This window comes from Microbacterium endophyticum, from assembly GCF_011047135.1.
Classification (GTDB): domain Bacteria; phylum Actinomycetota; class Actinomycetes; order Actinomycetales; family Microbacteriaceae; genus Microbacterium; species Microbacterium endophyticum.
In genome coordinates this window covers 2,272,349-2,296,170 of record NZ_CP049255.1, presented here as the reverse complement: position 1 = coordinate 2,296,170, position 23,822 = coordinate 2,272,349, and the positions used below count along the sequence as shown (strand labels likewise).

The 23,822-nt window shown below is 61.4% G+C and carries 18 protein-coding genes and 1 tRNA gene; 5 read left to right on the top strand and 14 right to left on the bottom strand.

Annotated features, from left to right (window positions below):
• Positions 1-47 precede the first annotated feature (47 nt).
• Complete coding sequence (locus G6N83_RS10680; RefSeq protein ID WP_165141891.1) at positions 48-1,712, bottom strand: excalibur calcium-binding domain-containing protein; 1,665 nt, start codon at positions 1,710-1,712, stop codon at positions 48-50.
• A 254-nt stretch (positions 1,713-1,966) separates the two neighbouring features.
• Here G6N83_RS10680 and G6N83_RS10675 point away from each other — a divergent pair, with 254 nt between their 5' ends.
• Positions 1,967-3,313 carry an HNH endonuclease signature motif containing protein gene (locus G6N83_RS10675; protein ID WP_165141889.1) on the top strand — a complete coding sequence of 449 codons (1,347 nt, stop codon included), beginning with the start codon at positions 1,967-1,969 and terminating at the stop codon, positions 3,311-3,313.
• 146 nt (positions 3,314-3,459) lie between these two features.
• Here the strand turns inward: G6N83_RS10675 and G6N83_RS10670 are convergent, their stop codons facing one another.
• From G6N83_RS10670 to G6N83_RS10660, 3 genes are read right to left on the bottom strand one after another with little or no spacing between them, the layout of a single operon-like run.
• Positions 3,460-4,647, bottom strand: coding sequence for a cation:proton antiporter (locus G6N83_RS10670; protein ID WP_165141887.1), 1,188 nt, complete (start codon positions 4,645-4,647; stop codon positions 3,460-3,462).
• A complete protein-coding gene (locus G6N83_RS10665; RefSeq protein ID WP_165141885.1) occupies positions 4,644-5,228 on the bottom strand; it encodes an isochorismatase family protein in 585 nt (194 codons plus the stop codon). Before G6N83_RS10665 ends, G6N83_RS10670 begins: the two co-directional genes overlap by 4 nt.
• On the bottom strand, positions 5,225-7,480 hold the full coding sequence (locus G6N83_RS10660; RefSeq protein WP_165141883.1) for an MMPL family transporter: 2,256 nt from the start codon (positions 7,478-7,480) through the stop codon (positions 5,225-5,227). The genes G6N83_RS10665 and G6N83_RS10660 overlap by 4 nt, the downstream gene beginning before the upstream one ends.
• 55 nt (positions 7,481-7,535) lie before the next feature.
• Between G6N83_RS10660 and G6N83_RS10655 the strand changes: the two genes are divergently transcribed.
• Positions 7,536-8,423 (top strand): EamA family transporter, encoded by an 888-nt coding sequence (locus G6N83_RS10655; protein ID WP_165141881.1) that lies wholly within the window; start codon positions 7,536-7,538, stop codon positions 8,421-8,423.
• Positions 8,424-8,427: 4 nt separating this feature from the next.
• On the opposite strand, the gene G6N83_RS10650 is transcribed toward G6N83_RS10655, so the two are convergent.
• Positions 8,428-8,925, bottom strand: coding sequence for a hypothetical protein (locus tag G6N83_RS10650; RefSeq protein ID WP_165141879.1), 498 nt, complete (start codon positions 8,923-8,925; stop codon positions 8,428-8,430).
• 487 nt (positions 8,926-9,412) lie between these two features.
• Here G6N83_RS10650 and G6N83_RS10645 point away from each other — a divergent pair, with 487 nt between their 5' ends.
• On the top strand, positions 9,413-10,684 hold the full coding sequence (locus G6N83_RS10645) for a family 43 glycosylhydrolase (RefSeq protein ID WP_206535812.1): 1,272 nt from the start codon (positions 9,413-9,415) through the stop codon (positions 10,682-10,684).
• A gap of 65 nt (positions 10,685-10,749) precedes the next feature.
• Here G6N83_RS10645 and G6N83_RS10640 read toward each other — a convergent pair whose 3' ends face one another.
• From G6N83_RS10640 to G6N83_RS10615, 6 genes are all read right to left on the bottom strand, one after another.
• Positions 10,750-13,326: an alpha-L-rhamnosidase gene (locus tag G6N83_RS10640; RefSeq protein ID WP_165141875.1), complete on the bottom strand. Its 2,577-nt coding sequence runs from the start codon at positions 13,324-13,326 to the stop codon at positions 10,750-10,752.
• Positions 13,327-13,376: 50 nt separating this feature from the next.
• Positions 13,377-14,195, bottom strand: a complete 819-nt coding sequence (locus G6N83_RS10635; RefSeq protein ID WP_241246190.1) for a carbohydrate ABC transporter permease — start codon at positions 14,193-14,195, stop codon at positions 13,377-13,379.
• 74 nt (positions 14,196-14,269) lie between these two features.
• Positions 14,270-15,154, bottom strand: coding sequence for a carbohydrate ABC transporter permease (locus tag G6N83_RS10630; protein ID WP_165141871.1), 885 nt, complete (start codon positions 15,152-15,154; stop codon positions 14,270-14,272).
• 63 nt (positions 15,155-15,217) lie between these two features.
• Positions 15,218-16,525: an ABC transporter substrate-binding protein gene (locus G6N83_RS10625; protein WP_206535811.1), complete on the bottom strand. Its 1,308-nt coding sequence runs from the start codon at positions 16,523-16,525 to the stop codon at positions 15,218-15,220.
• Positions 16,526-16,624: 99 nt separating this feature from the next.
• Positions 16,625-17,677 carry a LacI family DNA-binding transcriptional regulator gene (locus G6N83_RS10620; protein ID WP_206535810.1) on the bottom strand — a complete coding sequence of 351 codons (1,053 nt, stop codon included), beginning with the start codon at positions 17,675-17,677 and terminating at the stop codon, positions 16,625-16,627.
• 83 nt (positions 17,678-17,760) lie between these two features.
• Positions 17,761-18,342, bottom strand: coding sequence for a TetR/AcrR family transcriptional regulator (locus G6N83_RS10615; protein ID WP_165141869.1), 582 nt, complete (start codon positions 18,340-18,342; stop codon positions 17,761-17,763).
• 116 nt (positions 18,343-18,458) lie between these two features.
• Here G6N83_RS10615 and G6N83_RS10610 point away from each other — a divergent pair, with 116 nt between their 5' ends.
• On the top strand, positions 18,459-19,781 hold the full coding sequence (locus G6N83_RS10610; protein WP_165141867.1) for an FAD-dependent oxidoreductase: 1,323 nt from the start codon (positions 18,459-18,461) through the stop codon (positions 19,779-19,781).
• Positions 19,778-20,659, top strand: a complete 882-nt coding sequence (locus tag G6N83_RS10605; RefSeq protein ID WP_165141865.1) for an alpha/beta hydrolase — start codon at positions 19,778-19,780, stop codon at positions 20,657-20,659. Before G6N83_RS10610 ends, G6N83_RS10605 begins: the two co-directional genes overlap by 4 nt.
• Before the next feature lie 264 nt (positions 20,660-20,923).
• Here the strand turns inward: G6N83_RS10605 and G6N83_RS10600 are convergent.
• The 3 genes from G6N83_RS10600 to G6N83_RS10590 all read right to left on the bottom strand — a co-directional run bounded on the left by G6N83_RS10600 (position 20,924) and on the right by G6N83_RS10590 (position 23,775).
• Positions 20,924-20,999, bottom strand: a tRNA-Thr gene (locus tag G6N83_RS10600).
• Between the two features lie 65 nt (positions 21,000-21,064).
• A complete protein-coding gene (locus tag G6N83_RS10595) occupies positions 21,065-22,600 on the bottom strand; it encodes an alpha/beta hydrolase (RefSeq protein ID WP_165141863.1) in 1,536 nt (511 codons plus the stop codon).
• Positions 22,597-23,775, bottom strand: coding sequence for a DNA polymerase III subunit delta' (locus tag G6N83_RS10590; protein ID WP_165141861.1), 1,179 nt, complete (start codon positions 23,773-23,775; stop codon positions 22,597-22,599). The genes G6N83_RS10595 and G6N83_RS10590 overlap by 4 nt, the downstream gene beginning before the upstream one ends.
• Positions 23,776-23,822 lie beyond the last annotated feature (47 nt).

Sequence of the window (23,822 nt, the reverse complement as noted above, 5' to 3'; positions counted from 1 at the left end):
GAAGAAACCCGCGATAGAACTCTTAGCAGCGTGGACGGGCTGCACAGCTATCGCAGGGACTCACAAGCGATTCGGTCCATATCAGCATCCAAGCCGAAGACGTCGCCGTAATACCGGTAGTACTTGTTGAAAGCCGCCTGCGCCGCCGCTTGGCTTGCGAAGTCACTGCAGTTCTTGTTGTCCGCGGGCCTGCTTGGTTTCGCAGGCGCGGCGGGCTTTGGGGGTTTTGGCGGTGCAACGATCGTCGCCGTCGCGGCCGACGTGCGAGACACCGAGACGTATCCTGACTTCGATCCGGTCACTCGCAGCGTGATTTTCTTACCCACTGTCGACGCTGTCGTCGTGTACGTCGCGCCAGTTGCCTTTGATATTGCCTTGCCGTTCGCGTACCACTGGTATTTGAGTGTGGTGCCGCTCGTCCACGAACCCGGTTTTGCAGAAAGCGTCGACCCAGCTTTGACGGAGCCCGAGATTTTCGGTGTGGATGCCGCGAGAACCTTCGCGGTGGATGTCGACGTCTTCGCGACCGTTGTGAAGCCTGACTTCGAACCGGTGACCTTCACAGAAATTTGCGCGCCGGCTCGAGCCGAAGTCACAACATATATTGACGAGGTCGCACCCGAGATTGCTTTGCCGCTCGCGTACCACTGGTATTTGAAGGTCGTGCCGCTTGTCCAAGAACCACGCGAGACCGTCAGTTTCGAACCAATCGCAGCCGTGCCAGACAACTTCGGGGTCGAGGCCAGAAGCACCAGGGCTGTGCCCGACGATGTACGTGACACTGACACGTACCCAGACTTGGCACCTGAAATCTTCACGGAAATCGACTTGCCCGCAAGCGACGAACTGACCGTATACGTCGCGCCGGTCGCTTTTGAGATCGCCTTACCGTCCGCGTACCACTGATATTTGAGGGTCGTCCCGCTCGTCCATGACCCTGGCTTCGCCGTCAGTTTGGCGCCTACAGCGGCAGAGCCGGAGATTTTCGGTACCGGCGACGCGAGCACTCGCGCCGTCACTGACGATGTCTTCGAGACGGACGTGAAGCCCGACTTGGCTCCGGTGACCTTCACCGATATCTGAGCCCCGGAAAGCGACGATGTGACGACGTATGTCGAAGATGTCGCCCCCGAGATCGCTTTACCGCTCGCGCACCACTGGAACGAGAGCGCTGTGCCGATCGTCCATGAGCCGGTGACTGCCGTGAGCTTCGACCCGATCGCGGCGGTGCCAGAGATTTTCGGCGTCACCGCCGCGAGAATGCCTCCCGTAACCACCGAGGTCGCGGGCGAAGTCTCTGATGCCGATTCAAAGCTCTCCTTTGCCCCGGTGACCTGCACAGTAATGCGCGTGCCAGCCATCGTGTTCGCGAGCTTCAGCGTCGCTTGTGTCGCGGATAAAAGTGGAGCATCGTCAGCAAACCATTGATAGGAGAAGCTCGCGCCTGCTTCCCACTCACCCGGGTTAACAGTCAGCGTGGAACCGACTTTGGGCGTTCCCGAAATTGTCGGAATATCCGTCAAGAGTGACGAAATAACGTCGATGGTGGGCGATGTACTCGGCTCGACGGCCACGCTGCCACTCGGCTCGGGCAACGGCGATTCTGCAGCCATCGCTTGCTGTGGCATGAAACTGATCGATACCGCAACCAGCGCGGTCACGGCCAACTTCGCCGAAGAACGTGTGATGCGCGCGCGCAATTTGCTGCTCATCGCAGCACCCCCTACTACCCCCCAGGCGCCGTTGCGGAGGACTTCGGCCGCGTCGACGTAGATGAACGCACTGACGTAAGCGTCAACTCACACATAGCTAATGAATACCACATTCATGGGCCCGACGAGACGTCAGAGATCATCGGTCAGCGACTCGCCGCAGCCCGGACAGCATCGATGCAAAGCCTTTCGGGTGAAACCGCACGAGCTGGTCTAGCGTGGTCAATGTCGGAGGTATGTTCGATACTTGAGTCATGTCAGAGAACACGACCACACCACACCGAGCCGGGGCACGCACCCGGGCTGAGGTTGTGTTGTCGGCGGAATCTCGGCTCGCGCAAATCGCGCGGCTGCAGGCAGGGCTGGCAGCAGATTTCGCCGAAGGCGGGCGTATGGCGCTCGCTGAGATGCGTCTCATTCCGTCGCGTGAGTCGCGGGAACGAGAGATTCCGATGCGTTCCATGGCCGCAGAATTCGCGGCGGCATTGCGGATGTCGGATCGCACGACGCAAAATCGCATCGATGAGGCGATGGACGTCACCGAGCACTACCCCGAGACGTTCGCATCGTGGAGCGCAGGTCGCATCTCGGAACGGCATGTGCAAGAAATACTGCGGGCGGGCATAAACCTCACGGATGCCGCAGCCAAGGCCCGATACGACCAAGAAGTGGTCGAGGTCGCTGAGGCCGAGACACCGGGACGGCTCCGCGGGTTCGCTGCCGCGTTGGCGGAGAAAGCACATCCGCGGACGCTTGAGGAACGCTTCGAAGACGCCAACGCGACGCGCACGGTGCGACTTTTTGATCTTGCTGATGGGATGAGTTCGATTCAAGCAGTGCTGCCGTCAGTGCAGGCGCATGGGATCTTCAACCGGCTGACGCAGCAGGCGCGGGCTTTGAAGGACTTCCAAACAGGGCGATCGGATTACGGTACGAAGCTTCGCGCTGAGGACGAGCCCGTGGTTGATGATCGGCGGACGACGGATCAGATCCGCGCTGACCTGTTCTCCGACATGCTGCTCACCTCGGTGCCGAGCCTCGACCCATTGGCGGGCGACGACTGTGGTGGGCTGGGTGCGATCCGGGCGATCGTGCAGGTCACGGTGCCTGCGACCACGCTTGCGGGTACCTCATCGACCCCCGCGGATCTTTCGGGGCTGAGCCTGGTAGACCCCGAGAGCGCGAGGCGGCTCGCCGGTACCGCGCCGGGGTGGGATCGAGTATTCACTCGGCCCGTGACAGGAACTGTGGTGGCGGTCGATCGATACCGGCCGAGTGATCAGCTGAAACGGCAGCTTCGGGCGCGAGATCAACACTGCCGGTTCATCGGATGCCGTATGCCCACCCACCGGTGCGACATTGATCACACGGTCGATGCCGCTCTTGGTGGTCCGACGCATCAGCACAACCTTGCGCATCTGTGTCGAAGACACCACAGCTTGAAACACGCGAGCAAGTGGTCGGTGAAGCAAAAGGGCGACGGTGTCTTGGAGTGGACCTCGCCGACCGGTCGAAGTTACACCGACAAACCACCCGGGGTCGCATTCGAACCCGACGTGCCCGATAGTTCGGACTTACCCGATCCGCATCCGCCCTTTTAAACGCAAGGTGGCGGCGCGGCGCGTGATCAAGTCAACGTCACGACGTCGACATTGATCTCGACCTCCATCTGGATCTCAGCCTCGAGCGTCCAGCCAGAGTCGTCCCCGGTAGCGCGTGCGCTTCAAGAGATGGCGCCGATGAAGACCTAGGCCCGGCTCACGGCAGCCCGATCACGGTCTTCTTGCTCACGCTTCGCGAACCACCTGGCTATCGGAACGTCGGTCGATGAGTGCGCGATGATCGAGAACGAAATAGCCACCACGATGATGTGGAAGAGATGGGTGGCATCCACCAGGCCGCTCTCGAGTACAAGCAGCCCGTACAGCACCGATGCAAAGCCTTTCGGCCCGAACCACGCCGCCGTCGCTCGCTCTTCCCACGGTAGGCGACTGCCTATGAGAGACACTTCGACAGCAAGCGGCCTCGCCAACACGAGCGTGAGCGCACAGAAGATGTAACCCCAGATATTGACGTCGCCGAGCACTGCGGGCGAAATCAGCGCTCCGAACACGAAGAGCGCCAAGAGCTTGACCACCTCGGCGACGTAGTCGCCGAACTCGATGAACGAATCTCGCACCTCTGGCATCGCCGTGGCGATCGTGATGCCCGCGGCGAACGCAGCGAGATACAGGTTGGCACCGGTGGCGGTACTGATGCCGAAGATGAGGCATGCGATCGCGACGGGTGTCAGTGCGGCATACAACGGCGTCGAGGGGAAGAAGCGCAGCCGCACGAGAAGTGCAACCAGGAGCGGCACCGCAACGCCCAGCACGATGCCGCCGATGAGCTCGAGCGCGAGCAGGCCGAACTCGGTCTGCTCGCCATCGGCAATGGCCAAGAAGATCAACACCGCAGGCAGCGCGAGCCCGTCGTTGAGGCCGGACTCGACGCTCAGCAGGTGACGGATGCGGCCGGGGATTTCTTCTCGCCCGACGATGGCCGACGACAGCACCGGGTCGGTAGGTGCCAGCACCGCCGAGATGAGGGCAGCTTGGATCCACGGAACACCGAGGAGAAGCATCCCGAGAAACGCCGTCATGGCGAAGGTCAGCGGCATTCCGAACAGCAGCGCTCGACCTGGTAGACGCCACGCGCGGCGCAGATCGCCAACGGCTATGCGCTGACCGTCGGTGAACAGCACGATGAACAGCGCGAGTTGCGCGATCAGACTGACGGTCGGATCGCCCGCCGAAAGATCAATGACTCCGAGAACACCGTCGCCGAGTAGGAACCCGGCGATGAGGAAGAGCACAGCTGTCGATAACACCGTGCGGTTCGCGATCCCGGAGATGAGGATCGCGACCAAGAGCACCGCCCCGAAGGCGATGATCATTCGGGAAGTGGAGTCTCAGCGAGCTCAGCACCCGCGTGCGCGACCTCGGCGAGCGCTGCTTCACTCGAGGCTGGGTGAACCCCGGCCACAAGATCAGTGAAGATTCGCACGTGGCGGCCTGCTGCCACGGCATCGAGCGCAGATGCCCGTACGCAGTAATCGGTCGCAAGCCCGACGACGTCGATATCGAGAATGCCGTGTTGCTCGAGAAGTGCTGTCGCAGTGAGCCCATCGTCGCTCACACCTTCAAACAGCGAGTAGGCCGGCTTTCCCTGACCTTTTTTGAGGTGATAGGTCACCCGAGACGTGTCGAACTCGGCGTCGTACTCAGCACCAAAGGTTCCGGCCACACAGTGCACTGGCCACGTGTCTACAAAGTCCGGCGATTCGGCGAAGTGGCCGCCATTGTCGTTCGAACCGTCATGCCAGTCTCGAGATGCGACGACGATTTCATAGTCATCGGCATGCTCGGCGACAAACTGCGAGATGCGTGCAGCCACCGCGTCCCCACCGGCAACGCCCAGAGCGCCATGCTCGGTGAAGTCATTTTGAACGTCGACGATAAACAGTGCCTTGCTCATGACTCGAGCGTACGTCGGTACTCGGCTCGTGTCATCGTCTCGGATGCCTCATCTCGCCGCTGCTCGACGGTCTCGTGACCATGTCGCCACAGCTTGGACGGCCACCAGATTGCGCGGCCTATGTCGTAGGCGACCGCCGGCACCAGAAGTGAGCGCACGACGAATGTGTCGAGCAGCACACCGAACGCCACGATGAACGCCAGCTGCGCGAGGAACAGGATCGGAATCACACCGAGCGCGGCGAATGTTGCAGCCAAGACGAGACCAGCCGAGGTGATCACGCCACCGGTTGCCACAAGACCCCGCAAAATGCCTCGCCTTGTGCCGTGACCAAGCGACTCCTCGCGCACCCTCGACATCAAGAAAATGTTGTAGTCGACGCCGAGCGCGACGAGGAACACGAACCCGTAGAGCGGAACGGCGGGGTCGGCACCGGCGAAGTCGAAGAGGTGGTTGAAGACCAGTGCGCTCACCCCCAGCGCGGCCCCGAACGACACGATGACGCTGAGAATCAGCAGCACCGGAGCAACAACAGCCCGCAGCAGGAGCATCAAGATCAGCAGGATCACAACGAGCACGACCGGAATGATGAGGGTGCGGTCACGGATCGAGGTGTCGTTCGTGTCGATATCCGTCGCAGTCACTCCCCCGACGAGCGCTGTGCCTGCGCCAAGGCTGTCGTCGAACGATGTACGCAGCTCACGAACCGTTTCTTCGGCGGCGACGGAGTCGGCGGCATCCGTCAAAGTCGCGATAACGAGCACGTCGCCGTCCGAGACTGTCGCGGTTGGTGCCGCTGTTCCGGGCGGACCCACGGCGGCGAAAACGGGTGCTCCATCTTCGATGGTCACGCTCGCTTGGCCCGTTGGCGAGTCCTCGGACGATACGGCGACAGCATCGATTCCGGCCGAGTCGTCGAGCACTGTCACGGTGTCAGCAAGGTCACTTTCGGGCACGATCACGTAGGCCGGGCTTCCGGATCCACCAGGAAAATGCTCGCCCAGCACGTTCTGACCGTCGCGTGCCTGCGATGCGCCGAGCACCAGATCGCTCGTTGGCACACCATCGGCTTTCAGCTGCAAAACACCCGCGGATGCCGCCAGCAACACCACCGTGCAGATGATCCACACCGGGCGCGCGTGACGCGCGATGAAGCGCGCCTGCCGTGGCCAGAGGCCCTTCACCGGCTGAGTGAGGTCGTCGGGGATCACGACCATGCCGTGCTTCGGAATGAACGGCCAGAACGCGGCCTTGCCAACGAGCGCGAGTAGCGCGGGCAAGAAGGTAAGGGCGGCGAGCATCGAGAACGCGATACCGATCGAGGCGATCGGTCCGAGCGCGCGGTTGGTTGCGAGATCAGAGAGCAACAGGCAGAGAAGGCCAGCGATAACGGTGCCGCCAGAGGCGAGAATCGGCTCAAACGCTCCACGCCAGGCCGAGCGCGTGGCATCCCATCGACGTTTTCCTTGTCCGATCGATTCTCGGAACCGCGCGACGTATAACAGGGCATAGTCGGTCGCGGCACCGATCACGAGGATGAACAGAATTCCCTGGACTTGTCCGTTGAGGACGAGGATCTCGGCCTTCGCCAGCCACCAGACCGTCAAAAGCGCAACACACAGTGCGAACGTCGAAGTCAACAGCACGAGGATTGGCAGAAGCGGCGAGCGGTAGACGATGATCAGAATGACGAACACGGCGCCGAGAGCGACGAGAAGAAGCAGTCCGTCGATTCCGAGGAAACCCGCCACAAGATCTGCACTGAAGCCGGCGGCTCCCGTCACCCAGGCATTAAGACCTGCGGGCAATTCGTCGGAGATCATCGTGCGGAGCTCTCCCACGACGTCGCCGATATCGTCCGCCGCATTCAGCGGCACAAATATCTGGGCGGCTTCGCCATCTTCGGAGATGACCGGAGGAGAAACGTCACCCGAGACACCGTCGAGGTTGCCAATGTCGGTCACGAGCGCCTGCAGGTCCGCGATCTGCGCATCGGTGAGGTCACCGTCTCCCGTCACGACAACGAGAGCAGGAATTGTGTCGCTCCCTGTGAAGTCGGTCAGGCGTTCGGTGACCTGTGTCGCGTCGGCACTCGAGGGTAAATAGCTTGACTGGTCATTGCTCGAGACCTCGTCGACCTTGCCGAAATAGGGTCCACCCACGGACCCACCGATGAGCCATACGAGCACGAGAAGTGCTGGAATACCGACCCGGAGCCATCGCGTCGGTTGCACGCGTCGTTCGTTCGCCATGTATCTAGCTTATCTAGCGAAAAGATATTTTTGCTAGCCCTTTATGCTGGCGAGAATGTTCTCCGCCGTTATCGCCCTCGTGGGCGCCCTCGTTTACGGCTCCGCCGACTTCCTGGGCGGACTTGCGGCACGCCGGCTCAAAGCAGTAGTCGTCACGGCGACAGCTGCCGGCTCTGGCCTCCTCCTTTTACTCATCGCTGCACCCTTTTTCGGGGGAACCTGGAACCGTGAGGACGTTATCTGGGGCGCGCTTTCCGGCATCGCGGGTGCTGCCGCCATCGGGCTGTTGTACGCGTGCCTCGCTATCGGACCGATGAGCATCCTGTCGCCGCTCACCGCGGTCGTGGCGGCGATTGCCCCGATGATGTGGGGCCTACTCGTCGACGGCGAGTCACTGGCATCCGTTGGTTACGTGGGGCTCGCTCTCGCCGTTGTCGCGGTTGTGCTCGTTGGTTTCGTTCCGGGCCAGAAGACGGTACGCCCCTCGGCTCTCGGGGTCGCGATGGCGACCGGGTCGGGGCTGTCTATCGGCGCGTTTCTCATCTTGATCAACCAGACCGCGGACAGCAGCGGGCTCATTCCTCTGGTCATGAATCGTGCCGTAAATGCCGCCATCACGGGATCGATCGTTGGCGTGCTCATGCTCGTTGCGCTGCGACGCGGCCAGAGCCCAACGGCTCCCCTGCGCCCGCACCGCGCCGGCACGGTTCGCCGCGCTTGGCTACTCGCGATCGCATGTGGAGTGACGGATGCCGTCGCGAACGTACTCTTGCTCGTCGCCCTTCGCGACGGGCAACTGTCGATCGTTTCCGCACTCACCGCCCTCTACCCGGCGGGAACAATTCTTCTCGCAGCGCTCGTTCTGCGAGAGAGGATCGCGCTGGTGCAAGGTCTCGGGCTCGCGCTCGCCGTGGCCGCGGGCGCTCTCCTCGCGATCGCGTAGAGGACTATCCGCGCACGAACAGCAGGGCAAACGAGACTAGGACGGCGACAACGCCGAGCGCGAGAAAACCTGCCCCGAACAAACTGACGGCTCGAACGAGCGGCCATCCCGGCGTCACACGGTAGCGGCTGAGGCTTCCGCGCCGACAGTAGATATCGATCATGTCGCCATCAACGCGCTCGATGTGGTCGGGGCGAAGGATGACGCTTCCCACGTGCCCAGACTCGTCGAACCACCGCGCCACGGATTGGTCGCCGTCGCGGTCGACGTACGCGCGTATCGACACCCAGCGACCGTCTACAAAATGCAGAACGACGGCGACGATGATGACGATGAGTCCCATGCCGATGCCCGCCCAAGACATGATCTCGAGCAGCATATCTACGACGTGTTCCATATCTACGACGTGCTCCACCGCAGCCTCCAGACCCAGAACCCCTGTCGTTGTGCCACGTACGACGATCGGACGCTCCCCGGCTTTTTGGCCGTCTGGCTTGATCATAAGTCGTGAATCGACGTAATTGTCCCACGTGGGTCGATCAGCATATTCGAGCCAAAAGGACACGGCTTGCGAGAGCACGTTTGCGCCGAAGCGCAAATGGTAAACCGCGTTTTAATTCGGCACCGCGCACACCTGAGATCTCGTTGCCAGCGAGACGCATGTGGTTTGGAAGCAAGCCGAAAAGAATTTGGCTGCCTGCTGGGGCCCGTCGCCCGGGTTCAGGCAGTCGCGCACCACTGCTTAACGCGCGACGGCGGGACATCCACTTGACGACATGTTGGGGTATCTGCCACTGTCGAATTTAAGCGCTTCACTCGCGTTGCGTGTCCAATCGATAAAGGAGTCGATTTTGTCCAAAACCTCACATACGCCCCTCCGCCGCTTCGTTATCGCCGTGCTAACCACAGCCGCTTTGCTTCTGTCGGTCCTCGTGTCAGCGGCGCCAGCCAACGCCCTCAGTGGTGAGACCCGGATGCACGATCCTTCGATGATCAAGGTCGGGTCGTGCTACTACGCGTATTCCACTGGCTTTGAGAATGACCAGCAGAACCCCACGGGCTCGATCACTGTATTTCGGACGTGCGATGCCACACCGGCAACGGGCTGGGCAAAGATAGGTAACACGTGGAGCACGACGCCCGCGTGGATCACGACGAAGCTCGGCAAGACGCCGCCGAACATCTGGGCGCCGGACATCAACTATTTCGACGGCGAATATCACCTGTACTACGGCGCGTCTGTCTGGGGAACCGCCGATGCGGTAATGGGTTTGTTGACCGCAAGTGATCCTGCCGGCCCGTGGACCGACCAGGGCATGGTCACCGACGTGAACTATCCAATCGACCCGGATGTCATCCGCGGCGAAGACAACCGCCTCTACGTGTCTTGGGGATCATGGACAGGAGGAGCCGTCTACATGCACGTGCTGGATGAGACCAGCGGAAAGCTCTCCACCACCGACCACAACCTGTGGAAGATCGCCACCGGCGTCGAAGGGGTATCGATCGCGCACGACGGCGACTACTTCTATCTCTATGGCTCTAAAGGCCTCTGCTGCTCCGGCAGCAGCAGCACCTATCACACGGTCGTCGCACGTTCAACGTCGGTCACCGGGCCTTACACCGACATGAGCGGCGGAAAGATGGTCGACGGCGCGGGCACTGTCGTCCTGGCCGGCACCTATCCGCGTGTCGCGGCCGGTGGTGGCGACGTCTATCAGGACGGTTCGTCCAGTTCTTTCGCCTACCACTATTACGACGCGGCCAACAACGGTCGCGAATCGCTCGACGTTCGTCCGCTGAGCTACCAGAACGGATGGCCGGTCTTCGGGGCTCCCGCAGGAAAGAGCGAGCTAACCCTGCAGGTCGCGCACAGTTCGAAGTGCCTTGACGTCTGGGGTCTTAGCACGGCTGAGAACGCGGGCGTCAGACAAGGAAACTGCAACGGCGGCGCTAACCAACGCTGGACGCTACAAGCTTCCAGCAGTAATAGTTACCAGGTGGTTAACGTTAACAGCGGCAAATGCTTGGTGCCCGAGAACGGCAGTTCTTCGCCAGGCACTGTTATGACTCAGGCCACATGTTCTACCAGCGGTTCGCAACAGTGGACTATCACGCCGACGCTGGGCGGGTACGTCACCGTTTCAAATGCGGCCAGCGGGCTGTGCTTGGAGGTGTGGGGCAACAGCACCGACAACGGTGCGTCGACCAACCAATGGGCCTGCAACGGTGGAGCCAACCAGCGGTGGCTCCAGGGCTAAGAGTTTAAGGGGCGGTGAGGCGCAGCCTCACCGCCCCTTAAATTGGAACGAACTATGGTTCGGATCTACGCGGCGTCAACGAACATCTGGTGCGTTCCCGATGTGAGCCGCGTCGTCTCACCTTTTGGGCCCTCGAACGCACCCACTGCGCCAACAGGAACGACGACGGTGGCAGTGATCGTAGTTCCGGAGCGCTGCCAAGAGATCTCGGCCCGACCGAGCGGAGTCTGGTGAACGGCGGATGCCGCGTCTAACCCGCTCTCATAGCCCGGGCGGAAGCGAATGCGAGTCCAGCCTGGGCTGAGCGGGGCCATGCCAGCGACCGTACGATGCATCCAGTCGGCGACCGAGCCGAATGCAAAGTGATTGAACGAAGTCATGTCCCCCGGATTGACACTTCCGTCTGGCAACATGCTGTCCCAGCGCTCCCATATGGTTGTTGCGCCCATCGTCACGGGATACAGCCACGACGGCACGCTGCGTTGCCGAAGCAGCGCATAGGCTACCTCGATGTGGCCGCCAAGCGTCAGGGCGTCCAAGAGCGTAGGCGTTCCGAGGAACCCGGTGGTGAGGTGATAATCGGCCGCGCGGACGAGTCGGGCGAGATTATCCCCTGCTATCGCGAGCTCGTCCTGGTCGAACAGCCCGAATACGATCGCGATCGCGTAAGCCGCCTGCGAATCCGAAGTGAGCGTGCCCGGTGCGCTTAGATACCGTGATCGAAACCCTTTGCGCGCGAGGTTCGCCCGCTCGCGCAAGAGCCGCCGTTCGGCTGAATCAAGCTCAATCTCGAAATCAGCCAGTATGGCCGCCGACCGTGCGAAGTAAGCTGTCGCGACAAGGTTGGGGTCAGTCATGCCGTTCGCGGGGTCGTCCGGCGGAGCGCTCGGATCGAGCCAGTCTCCCAGCTGATAGCTGGTGTCCCACACATGGTTGTCGCCCGCCAGGCGCGCTTGCAGGTCTGACCACGCGCGCGCAGAAGGATATTGCCTACGTAGTATGTCGGTATCTCCAAAGTGGGCATAAAGTGCCGCTGGGACTATCACCGCAGCATCTCCCCAACCGGCTCCCGGGCGGGGCGGGGTCCACTGGTCGCCGCCGGGAATTACCGGGACGTACCAGGGAACCGTGCCGTCCGGCTGCTGCTCGGCAGCTACGTCGCGCAGCCATGAGGCAAGAAGCCCAGCGCAATCAAAAAGGTATCCTGCGGTGGGGGCGAATATCTGGATGTCTCCAGTCCAACCCAACCGCTCGTCACGCTGTGGGCAGTCCGTTGGCAAATCCACGAAGTTGCCACGCATGCTCCACACCACATTTTCGTGCAGACGATTAAGGTCTTCATCAGAGGACGAGAACCAGCCTGTGCGGGCCATATCGGTGTGAATCACTCGCGCTACGACACGTCCGTCGATTGGCAGATTATCCGGCCACCCGCTCAATTCCGCGTAGCGGAAGCCATGAATTGTAAAAGCCGGTTCCCACTGCTGCACACCGGAGTCGTCCAGAATGTACCGGTCGATCGAGTACGCCCCGCGAAGTGGTCTGGTATACAACTCGCCTTCGGCGTCAAGAACCTCGGCGTGCCTAATTGTGATCTCGTGACCGGAGATGCCATCGACCTCGATTCGTAGCCGCCCAACCAAGTTCTGCCCGAAGTCGATGACGAATCTTCCTCCACCACACGATCGCACGGCTGCGGGTGATCGCTCCTCGACGCATCGCACCGGGGGGCCGTCGGGGGCCGTGAGCGTATGCAGATCAATCTCCCGCGGTGCTGCGGGCTCCCAGCTTTCCGCGAAACCAGGAGTCGACCACCCGTTTTGGGTTTCGCGCGCGTCGAAAGACTCCCCCTCGAGTAAGTTGGTGCGCATGATCGGACCGGGAGCGCACGACCATTCAGGCCCAGTGCCGTGCACGATATGTGTACCGTCCGCAAGGTCGACGCGCACCTGCGCAAGCAGAGCCGTCTGGGTCCCGTACAAATTGGAATGCCCGCCATGGAAGCCGACCCTCCCCCGAAACCAGCCGTCAGCAAGCGTGACACCGATAGCGTTGGAACCCTCCCGTAGCAGGGCGGTCACATCGTAGGTGTATACGCGGAGACGGTGCGAGTAGCTGGTCCACCCTGGCGCGAGCTCGTCATCGCCGACCCGCTGGTTATTAATCTCCGCCCGGTAAAGTCCATGCGCTGTGATGTAGAGGCGGGCGCGAACGATCGGTGCTGTGACAGCGAACGTCGAGCGCAACAGCGCGGGCCTGCGATCGGACTGGGGGTCTTCGTGCCACGACGGGCCGATCGGTAGTGCGATCCAGTCTGCAGGATCCAACAGACCAGTCTCCAGCACGGTCCGCGCACTCCACCGTCCTGGCGCGTTTTCATCAGCTCCCTGGACTCGCACTCGTACGAGCGCACGCTGAGAAGAAGTCAGCGGTGCGAAAGGCCACTCCACGAGTGTCGAAGAAGATCCTTCGACACTCGCAGTGCGGCGTCGCCCTTCAACCACGGCCTCGATCTCGAATGACTTCTGCACCCAGCCCTTTGGAGCCGAGCGGATGCTCCAAGACAAACGCGGATTGCGCTCGCCGATCCCGAGAGGAACGCGATGATGCTCGATTGAGGGTGCAAAGGGCGTGACAGACACAGGTAACCGTCTCTCGTGGATCGTGTGCGGAAAAATCGAAAGGGTGTGCGTCAGCCTTTGACCGAGCCGGCCGTAAGACCCTTCATGATTCGTTGATTAAGCACGAGGTAGATAGCCAGCGCTCCGAACACGTTGATACAAATGGCCGCGAACAATGGCCCGTACGCAGTCTGGCCAAACTCGCCACTGAACGTGAGAAGTCCTACTTGGATAGTGCGCAGGTTCTGGTCCGTGGTGAAGGTGAGCGCGATCAGAAGGTCATTCCAGATAAAGAAGAACTGGACCAGGGCAACGGTAAAGACCGCGTTGCGTACCATCGGAAATCCGATCGACCAGAATGCTCGCAAGACGCTGGCACCATCGAGCGTGGCTGCTTCAAAAACCTCTCGAGGCACCGATCGAAAAAAAGTCGCCATCATGAACACTGTCAGGGGCAGTCCGGTGGCGGTGTAGGTAATGATGAGGGGCCACAGGGTTCCTGCGAGGCCCACCTGAAAGTAGACGGTGAACAGCGGCAGAAGAATCATCTGACCCGGCACCATTATGCCCACCAGGAACAGCAGCAAAGTTTGATTACGCCCCTTCCACACAAGCACCTCAAGGGCAAACCCGGCCGCTACACCGAGCAGAATAATCATCACTAGCGACGGAAATGTCGCGAGAATACTGTTGCGCACATAGGTGCCGAGGTTGCCGTCAGTCCAGGCGGTGACGTAGTTGTCGAGGTTTAGTTGGGATGGTAGTGCCCAACTGGGCTCGGTGAGGAACTCGTTCTGACTCTTGAAGGAGCTGAGCAGAAGCCAAACCAGTGGGTAGATTTCGACCACCAGCAGGACGCCGACGAGGACACGAACCGGAAGTTTGCGCAAGAAGCGTGATCGGCCTCGGGCCCGAGGGGTCGAGTCTGCTGAAAAAGCAGGGATAGCTGTCGTAGTTGTCATGGTCAGCTCTGAGTGTTATCGGCGCGGGCGGAACGGAAGATAAAGACGGTGACACCGAGGCAGAGAATCGTAAGCACCATGGCGATCGTGCTGCCGTACCCGTACTCCCCGTATGAAAACGATGTCTGGTACATATATAACGTCAGTGGAGTGGTCGATGTGCCTGGCCCACCGTTAGTCAACGCGAGGATCGAATCGAAAACCTTCAATGTTCCGTTGATCGAAAAGATGACCGCCGACAGCAAGACCGGAAGCGAGAGCGGGACCACGATGTGGCGTACCAAGCGCCAGCCGCTCGCTCCATCCAACCGCGCGGATTCGAGAATGTCTTCTGGAATATCGACCAACCCGGCGTACAGCAAAACCGCGTAGAAACCCATCGACCGCCAGAGGTCCATAAGGATGACCACCATAAATGCGGTACCGGGGTTGCCGAACCAGTCGACGCTGGAGAGGCCGAGAAAATTGAGGAACTCATTGACGATTCCCTGTTGCGGCGCCACAGCAAACATTTGTTGGAACAGCAATGCCACCGCGACAGTCGGAAGGACTACAGGGAAAAACACAAGCGTTCGGACGACGCTTGAACCTCGCCGCAGCGCGAATGTGTACAGGAGCGAGAGGGCGTAGCCCAGCAGAATCTGCCCAGCAGTAATGATGACGGCGTATCGGATCGTGAACCAAAGCGCGTCGAGCACGCGCGCGTCCTGGAACAATTCGACGAAGTTAGCCACACCAACATACTGAAAGCCAAAGAGGGCGTTGCCTTCGAAAAAGGTCAAACCCAGCGACCAGAGAACGGGAATGAGCATCCCGAGCGTGTAGACGACCAAAGCGGGCGCCAGCAGGATGGCGATCGACTTGCGGTCACCGAGGACATTCTTCATGGGGCTACTTCCTGAGAATGAGGGGGCGGCAGAACTGTCGCCGCCCCCTCGCGATCGGTATGCCTACTCGGCATCCAGGTCGGTCTGCACAAGGTTCATGAAATCTTGAGCACTTATCGCGCCGGTCACCAGCTGGGCAGCGTTCTGCTGACTCGTAGTCGTCGCCTTGGCACCGAAGAGAGCTTCAAACCAGAGCGTCGTCTCTTCCGTCTGGGCGATCGTGTCTTGCGTAAGCTGAGTCAGCGGGGGAAGGCCCGCCACATCCCCGTTCGTCTTAAATCCGGAGATCGTGCCCTGCTCAGTGAGCGACTCGGCTCCATAATTTTCGGCGATGCAGCTCAACCACGCGCCGACGTTGTCATCGTAAGATTTTGCCGAAACGGCGATGGGTAGACCAACGTTGGCCGGGATCTGGGCAGCACTTCCTGCTCCACCCTCGACCTCAGGCAATGCAAAGAATCCGATGTTGTCCTCGCCAATCTGATTCTGGTCGGGGTCATTGAAAGCACCGAGTGTCCAACTTCCCATGTAGAACATTCCGGCCTGACCGGTCAAGAACTGCGAGACCGCAGTATCGTAGTCGATCGACCCGACGCCTTCGCCAAAGTATCCCGCGGCTCCGAGATCGGCAATCGCCTGCGCTGCGGCGACATATTCAGGATCCGTAAGCTTGGCCTCGCCGTCCGCAATTTTCTGCATCGCATCTGGCCCGAGTTCGCGATAGAGGTAGCCGCTGATCAAGCGTGTGATGGGCCACCCCTGCTCGCCCGACGCTGAAAACGCGGTAAGCCCCGCGGCCTTGAGAGTTTTCGCTGCGCTGACGAGGTCGTCCCACGTCTTGGGCACGTCGATTCCATTCTCAGCGAAGATCTGCTTGTTATACCAGACACCCTCAATATTGAACTGGTACGGCAGAACAATGAAATCTCCGTAGATGTTCTCGATAGTAGACATCGCGGCGGGCTCAATGTCGTCGATGACGCCGAGATCTGTCAGCGCCGACTCGAGGTTGAGAGTCTGTCCCGCCTCGTTGAGATCCTTCGTCACGGCTGGAGATCCGCTCGCAGCGAACTGGGCTGGAAGCGCGTTCTGTCCTCCGAGCAGCTGGAGTTGCTGGTCGAGTCCGGATTGCGGGACTGTGTCGATGCTCAGAGCAGCAGTGGCGTTTTCGGCCTCGCACGCACCTTTACTCAAAGACGTTAGCGTGTCTTGCACAACGGCGTTGTCATCGTTGATGAGAAGTCCGAAGCTTGACGATGAGCTCTCACTTGTACCACCTCCGCCTGCGCAGGCCGTAAGGGACGCGACGGCTGCGGCGGCGACGATGAGAGGGAGCGCACGCGAGATGCGGCGCGTACGGGTAATGGACACATTTCCTCCTTGAAACGCAAATGTAATGCCGTGATTTAAGCGCTTTAATTAAGCGCTTAACAGACACTAGACCCAAATGCATTTTCTGTCAAACACCCATCAGGCAGGCATGAATGCCCCTATCGCCGTGCTGCCCCTCAAGACCAGCGAGGGCGCAACGATGACGGTGCGGTGGGTATGTTCCCAAACCGGCGTCGTCAGCTCCTCGATGAGCAGATCCGTCGCGGCCTGACCGAGTTGCGTGCCTGAAAGGCCAACGGTCGTCAACAGAACTGGCCCACTCTGGGCGGACCGGTTGTCCTCGCATCCAATAATCGCGATGTCATTCGGCACCACCGCAATGTCCTGCGCGTGCAGACCTGTCGCGAGGCCGTTGGCGATTTCGTCGGTGACGGCCACGACGCCGTCAGGTAAGTCTGCTCGTCCGAGCGTCCCGAAATCTTCAGCGACCTTCAGGCCATGCTCGAATCGCAAGCCTTGCGTGTCGATCTCTTCCAGCGAGACGTCGCTCATTTCACTAACCGCCCGGCGCACACCTTCGCGCCGATCGTGCACCGGCTGATAGAAATCTTTGTCTGCTAGAAAGACGAGTCGACGGCGGCCAAGATCAATAAGGTGTCGCGCTGCGAGATATCCCACCATCTCGTTGTCGACAAGTACCGTACAGCAATCAGATCCCACTTGTTGGTAGTTGATCAGGACGATTGGTCGACCGTGGGACCGTATCTGCTCGATTCCCACGGTCGAGTCCTCCATTGGCGCAAGGAGCACACCCGCGACACGCGCTTCATCGAAAAGTCGCAGGTAATCTTCCTGCCGAGGGATCGAACATGCTGAGTTTCCGAGGAGAAGACGATAGCCGCGTTCGTCAGCGCCCTGCTGCGCTCCATGGGCCATGTCGACGAAGAGCGAATTATCTAGGTCCGCGAGAACCATCCCGATCGAACTAGTTGAACCGGTTGCCAACATACGAGCCGCGTCGTTACGGACGAATCCGAGTTCCGAGACCGCCTTGTTAACGCGCTCGGTCGTCCGCTGGGAGACGTTACCCTTGCCATTGACCACGTTCGACACCGTGGCAATCGACACGCCAGCCCGGCGCGCGACGTCCATCATGCTCGGGCCACCCTGCCCTGCTCTGATTCGTGCCATCGTTACCTCCGTGCCCTGAGTGTATCCACCTGCGTGGTGGGCAGCTTGATTCCCACACCCGATACCGGGTCCGCATCGCCCGGTTAGTTCGTCAGCACAAGAAGCCAGAGCCGGACAAGAGCTTCCTGTTCCTCCACGCTGGTGCTTTCCTTTTCCCTGCCGGCAAAAAAGCTCGACCCCAGTTGCATAGTCGCGGTGAGCAAGACCGCCAGGGCGCCCGAGTCGATGGTACCCCTCCAGCCGCGCGCGGAAAGTTCAGCAAGAACTCCGGCACTCGCGCGCCGCATGCTCATCATCAGTGATAACGCAAGATCGGGGTTATGCCCGATTGCGTCATTTACTACCCCGGTAACGGTGCCGAACGAGCGTAGCCCCGTGATAACAGAGTCAACCCACTTGCTGATCCCTTCTTCTGAGAGCGCAACGCTAGACAAGCTTCGAACAACTCGGATCATCCGAGGTTCGATGCTGCGTGCGATCTCATCTGCCAGGTCGTGCTTGCTAGCGAAGTGAAGGTAGAGCGTCGCTCGCCCAATACCCGCACGATCGGCGACGTGACTCATCGTTGTCGACCGATAGCCAAGCTCTGAGAATGCTTCTATCGCGGCTTTGACGATTCGTGCCCGTGTGAGTGCCTTCCCCTTCGCTCGTACCGAGTTCGTCATGAATCGATCATCTCACCTTGCTTTTCTTATAAAGCCTCGAGCTAGACACCTGCCTATTGACTAGACAAGTGTCTAGTCATATTGTCGCTACATCACAACGAAGTGGGGAGGCCACAATGACGTACGATCTAACCGTTCTGATCGCCGGCGGTGGGGTGGGCGGTCTGGCCCTGGCTCAGGGACTGAAGAAGCAGGGCATCCATGTCCGGCTCTTCGAGCGCCAGCCCGAGGGATCGGCCGCCGGCTACCGGCTGCACATGAACGGAGACGGCGGAACCGCTCTGGAAGCGTTGCTGCCGCCGCACCTGTTCGAGCTCTACCTCGACACCTCGCGCACCGACCCGGAGCACGAGCGCCTGGTCTTTCTCGACAACCGGCTCCGATTCCTCGGCGGCCGGCCACATCTCGGCGCCCTCGTGCGCCACCGCAGGAAGGACACCGCGGTCAACCGGTCCACTCTGCGCCAGATTTTGCTGAGCGGCCTCGACGACGTGATCGAGCGTGGCGAGGTCGTGGGGTTCGAAGAGGATGCCTCGGGCGTCACCGTGATCCTCGCGGACGGTCGCCGTGAACGCGGTGACGTGCTCGTGGGCTTTGACGGCGTGCACTCGCGCGTGCGCGCCCAGCGACTCCCGGAAGCCGCTGTCGTCGACCTCGGGCTGAATGGCATCTACGGCCGCACGCCGCTGCCGCCCGACCTGCAGCGCTCGATCGTGCCCGAGCTGCTGGACGGATTCGTCATCGTCATGGGTCCTCGCCTGCTCGAGAACGGCGTGCTCGCGATGGGCGCGTTCACGCCCCGTGTCCCCGTGGCGGAGGCGGCAGAGGCTCGAGGCCTGTTCCCCGATCTGGCCCCCGTCGGGCCGTACATGATGCTGGGCGCCGGCGTGCCGGAATCAGTGTGGAGCGAAGTCGGTGCCGAACCGGCCGACGCGAGTCCCGAGCAGCTCAAGGCCGCCCTACAGGTCCTCGTGCGCGGATGGCATCCGCAGATCGTCGAGATGGTCGACCGCGCGACGCCCGGCGACCTGTTCCTCACGCAGCTGCGGTATGTCGACGCCCCGGAGTCGTGGACTGCGTCGCGAGTGACGCTCGCGGGAGACGCGATCCACGGCATGCCGCCGACTCTCGGCGTCGGGGCGAACCTGGCGCTGCGCGACGCGCAGGTACTCGCGGGGGCACTCGTGTCGGTCCGTGACGGACGCGCGGCATCCGTCACGGATGCGATCGGAGACTACGAGCGCGAGATGCGTTCGTACGCATTCCCGCTCCTGCGCCGCGCCATCACCCAAGAGGGCAGCGCCTCGGGATTCACTCCCCGGGGGATGCTGCGACTCATGCGGATGGTCGGTGTGCGCCGCCTCGTCCGCGCTGCACGATCCCGTAAGAACACCGTCGGCCGACTGGTCGGCACCGAGCAGAAAAGGAACCACTCATGAACACCCGAGAGATCGAGATCGACCTGCAGGGCGTCGTCCTGCGCGGCAAGCTCTTCACTCCCGAAGGTGACGGCCCGCATCCGGCCGTTATCCTCCAGGGCGGACTGGGCGGGCCTGCCGACAGCTTCCTCCCGATGGTCGGACCCTTCGTCGAGGCAGGACTTACGACGCTCGTCTACGACCACCGCTACACGGGAGCGAGCGACGGCGAGCCCCGTCAGCTGTTCGACCCGTGGCAGCAGTGCCGTGACCTGCGGCACGTCCTCACCTGGTTCAGGATGCAGCCCGAAGTCGATCGCGATCGGATCGCACTGTGGGGCATCAGCATCGGCGGCGCGAACACCCTGTTCGTTGCAGCGCTGGACCGTCGCGTCGCCGCGGCCGTCGCCCTCATCCCGCCGGTGAGCGGCATCTCGGCGCGCAACCTGCAGCCCGCGGACACGCTCGCAGCGCTGGATGCGCGGATCCCCGCCGATCGCGAAGCGCAGCTGCTCGGCGAGCCGGCCGAGACGATGCGACTTCACGGCGTGCCCGCCCCGGGCGACCCCGTCATGTTCTCGGACGAGGAAGGGCTCGATTTCGTCGAGCAGATGCTCAAGGAGGTGCCGACGTTCCGCAACGCGATCACTCTGTCGACGCTGGACTACCTGTACGAGATGGAAGTCACCGCCTACGCCGAGCGGATTGCGACCCCGCTGCTCATGGTCCTCGCCTCCGAGGACTATGTGGCCCCGGTCGAAGAGGCACGCGAGATGTTCTCGCGCGTGCCCGAGCCCAAGGAACTCATCGAGTACCCGGGGCAGCACTACGAGATCCTCTCCAACCACCTGCCCGAGATCCTCGGGCGCACCGCGCAGTGGCTGGCGAAGACGCTCTGAATATCGTCGTGTAACCCGAAGGTAGGAACAAGGAGAAAAACGGTCCGGACCGGGCGCATCGTCGAAAGGAGAAAAACGGTCCGGACCGGGCGCATCGTCGAGGCGTCTGCAGTCATCAGGCTACCCACTGCACCTCAGCACCGAAGTGCACCAACGAGGAATAGCAGTTTGTAGCTAGCCTGGAATTTACCTCGACGCCGCGAAGAAGGAAGTCAACGTGATAGTCACCGGCCGCCTGACTTTAAAGCCTCAGACATCCAGTTGTGGAGCCACCTAAGGGAATCGAACCCTTGACCTATTCATTACGAGTGAATCGCTCTGCCGTCTGAGCTAAGGTGGCGCGCGTAGCTTGCGCTATGCACGATCATCGATCTTACATGGCCGAAAGAACACCTGCGAACCGAACTATTCGCAGACAACATCTTCCGCTGGTACGGCACCTGTCAAGAAGTAGTTTTCGACGATGTCGTCAACGCACTCGTTGCCCTTGTTGTAGCCCGTGTGCCCCTCGCCCACTCGTGTGACGAGCACACCGGACTCAAGCTGATCAGCGAGTGCCACCGACCACTCGTAAGGCGTCGCCGGGTCGTTCGTTGTGCCGACAACCACAATCGGGGCAGCGCCCGCGGCAGTGATCTCTTCGCGGACACCCGTAGCGGGGTACACCCATTCCTCGCACTGGTCGGGTCCTGACCAGTACGGTGCAATCGTGGGCGCATCAGCTTCGAGGCGGGCCTGCGCCGCAGCCTTTTCCTCTGCCGTGTAGTCGAGCGGATAATCCATGCAGTTGTATGCCGCAAAAGCCTCTGTCGAGTTGTCGGTGTAGACGCCGTCTTCGCGTGCGTAATAGAAGTCCGCGAGCACGAACGCGACGCTTGGATCGCCCGCCAGAGCGCTCGTCAGCGCGGTGGTGAGATACGGCCAGCTGCCTTGCGAGTACAACGCCGCGATGATTGCTGTCATCAGCGAACTCGAGCCGAGCATCCGGCCATCTGCGTTTGCAAGCGGTGAGCGGTCCACACTCGCGAGGAGCGTGCCGAGGTCTGCCATTGCATCATCGACTGTGCCAGCGAACGGGCAGTCTTCCCCAGCGAGGCAGTCGGCCATGTAAGCACGAAGCGCCGACTCAAAGCCGATGCCCTGAGTTGTGCCGACGTCGAGGCCAGAAACAGACGGATCAATTGCGCCGTCAAGCACGAGTCGGCCGACATTTTCGGGGAAGAGCTTCGCGTACGTCGCGCCGAGAAACGTGCCGTACGAATAGCCGAGGTAGTTGAGTTGGTCATCGCCGAGCACACCCCGCAAGAGGTCCATGTCGCGCGCTGAATTCTCGGTCGTGATGTACGGAAGGATGCCGCCACTGTTGGCATCGCATGCCGCCGCAAAGTCAGCGTTCGCCGCATTCAGTTCAGCCGTCCACTCGTCGCTTCCGCCCGCGCCCGTCGGCAGGTCGAAGAGATACGCGTCCATGCCTGATGCGTCGTAGCAACTGACCGCTGTCGAATCCCCCACCCCACGCGGGTCAAACCCCACAACGTCGTAAGACACCTGCAGGTCGGCACCGACCGAGTAATCGAGCGAGTCGCGCACCAGCGCAACACCGCTCGCGCCGGGTCCTCCTGGGTTTACGAGAAGAGACCCCAGCGGATCGGTCCTAGTCGCGGTGTGCCGAATGAGCGCAAGATCGATATCGCCAGCTGAGGTGTCGCTCCAATCGAGAGGAGCGGTGACTGTCGCGCACTCGAAGACGTCATTGCACTCGGTCCACTCCACAGCCTGCTCGTAGTAGGGCAGCAGCTCAGCGGCAACACCAGATGTCGAAGGAGCGCGAGTGGGTGCTGGTGTGGAGTCTTGCTTGAAAGAGCAGCCAGACAAGGCCACGGCCACAACCGCACTCCCTGCAACGAGCGCAAGAGCCGAACGACGAAGCGAAAAAGTCATGGGGTTCTCCCGGTCGCAACAGTGATGAACAAACTCTCGAGCGCGAGAGCGGGGGCAGCGTTCTGCTCAAGGTGACGCCGCGTCGTGGCAATCTCATCGAGCACAGCCAGAGTGCGAGTGGGTGGCCAAGCCAGGGCAACCGCGTGAAGAGGCTCCGCAAGCTCAATGTTGATGAGCCCCTCTGTGCGACCGAACTGCATCATGACTACGTCGCGAAACAGCGCTTGCAAGTCGGTGAGCACGCGGTCGATTCCATCGCGAAGACTTCGCGTCGCGCGCCGTTTCTGCTCGTCTGCGAGAGCGTTGACCTGTGCACGCACCCCGGGGGGCACAGCCGCACCCTCGGGCACACCCACTGTGCGCAACAGCTGAGAGCGCTCAGAGTCATCGCGCTCCGCGGTCAGCGTCTTTGCGTCTTCGGTTGCGGCCTTTACAACCTGAGCTGCAACCTCGACAGCGTCGGCCACACCGCGCACACCGAGCACGGCGCGCAGGGTGTCGTTTCGCCGGTCGCGGGCTGCGGCATCCGTCGCGAGTCGCTGCGCCATACCGATATGACGCTGAGCGTGACGAGCCGACTGTTCAGCCACAGCAGGATCGGCTCCGGTGCGTTCCACGATGAGCCGCGCAACGTCAGCAATCTCAGGTTCGCGCAACCGCAGGGTGCGCACGCGCGACCGAATCGTGGGCAAAAGGTCGGCGTCGCTCGGTGCGCAGAGCACCCACACAGTGCGCTCTGGCGGCTCTTCGAGCGCCTTCAGCAACACGTTGGACGTGCGTTCGGCCATGCGATCAGCGTCTTCGACAATGATCACGCGGTATCGACCGACAGAAGGTGAAAAGTAGGCACGCTCAACAAGCTTGCGTGCCTCTTCGATGCGAATGATCACCTGTTCGGTGCGAAGAGCCGTGAGGTCTGGATGGGTGCGCGCGATCACCTGGCGCATGGCCGCTGTGTCACCGGGCTCAGCGATGAGGGCCGCCGCGAACGCGTACGCAAGAGTTGAACGCCCCGAGCCAGGAGGGCCGGTAATGAGCCACGCGTGGGTAAGAGCGGACGGCTCGGATGCTGCAGCACGCAGAGTTGCGACGGCATCCGCTTGCCCCCACACAGCGCCCCAGGGCACATCACCGAGCGACACGGCGGGCGCCGCCGTCGCGGTGGGAGCATCCATGTCGACCAGCCTACTGGCGACCGCTGACGTTCCTCCCCGAGCGGAGC

What these genes read in the sequence shown, in the direction of transcription:
- G6N83_RS10590 (WP_165141861.1), bottom strand. Translation starts at nt 23,775, where the DNA reads ATGGATGCTCCCACCGCGACGGCGGCGCCCGCCGTGTCGCTCGGTGAT.
- G6N83_RS10670 (WP_165141887.1), bottom strand. Translation starts at nt 4,647, where the DNA reads ATGATCATCGCCTTCGGGGCGGTGCTCTTGGTCGCGATCCTCATCTCC.
- G6N83_RS10620 (WP_206535810.1), bottom strand. Translation starts at nt 17,677, where the DNA reads ATGGCACGAATCAGAGCAGGGCAGGGTGGCCCGAGCATGATGGACGTC.
- G6N83_RS10645 (WP_206535812.1), top strand. Translation starts at nt 9,413, where the DNA reads ATGATCAAGGTCGGGTCGTGCTACTACGCGTATTCCACTGGCTTTGAG.
- G6N83_RS10680 (WP_165141891.1), bottom strand. Translation starts at nt 1,712, where the DNA reads ATGAGCAGCAAATTGCGCGCGCGCATCACACGTTCTTCGGCGAAGTTG.
- G6N83_RS10615 (WP_165141869.1), bottom strand. Translation starts at nt 18,342, where the DNA reads ATGACGAACTCGGTACGAGCGAAGGGGAAGGCACTCACACGGGCACGA.
- G6N83_RS10665 (WP_165141885.1), bottom strand. Translation starts at nt 5,228, where the DNA reads ATGAGCAAGGCACTGTTTATCGTCGACGTTCAAAATGACTTCACCGAG.
- G6N83_RS10605 (WP_165141865.1), top strand. Translation starts at nt 19,778, where the DNA reads ATGAACACCCGAGAGATCGAGATCGACCTGCAGGGCGTCGTCCTGCGC.
- G6N83_RS10660 (WP_165141883.1), bottom strand. Translation starts at nt 7,480, where the DNA reads ATGGCGAACGAACGACGCGTGCAACCGACGCGATGGCTCCGGGTCGGT.
- G6N83_RS10675 (WP_165141889.1), top strand. Translation starts at nt 1,967, where the DNA reads ATGTCAGAGAACACGACCACACCACACCGAGCCGGGGCACGCACCCGG.
- G6N83_RS10655 (WP_165141881.1), top strand. Translation starts at nt 7,536, where the DNA reads ATGTTCTCCGCCGTTATCGCCCTCGTGGGCGCCCTCGTTTACGGCTCC.
- G6N83_RS10595 (WP_165141863.1), bottom strand. Translation starts at nt 22,600, where the DNA reads ATGACTTTTTCGCTTCGTCGTTCGGCTCTTGCGCTCGTTGCAGGGAGT.
- G6N83_RS10610 (WP_165141867.1), top strand. Translation starts at nt 18,459, where the DNA reads ATGACGTACGATCTAACCGTTCTGATCGCCGGCGGTGGGGTGGGCGGT.
- G6N83_RS10630 (WP_165141871.1), bottom strand. Translation starts at nt 15,154, where the DNA reads ATGAAGAATGTCCTCGGTGACCGCAAGTCGATCGCCATCCTGCTGGCG.
- G6N83_RS10650 (WP_165141879.1), bottom strand. Translation starts at nt 8,925, where the DNA reads ATGATCAAGCCAGACGGCCAAAAAGCCGGGGAGCGTCCGATCGTCGTA.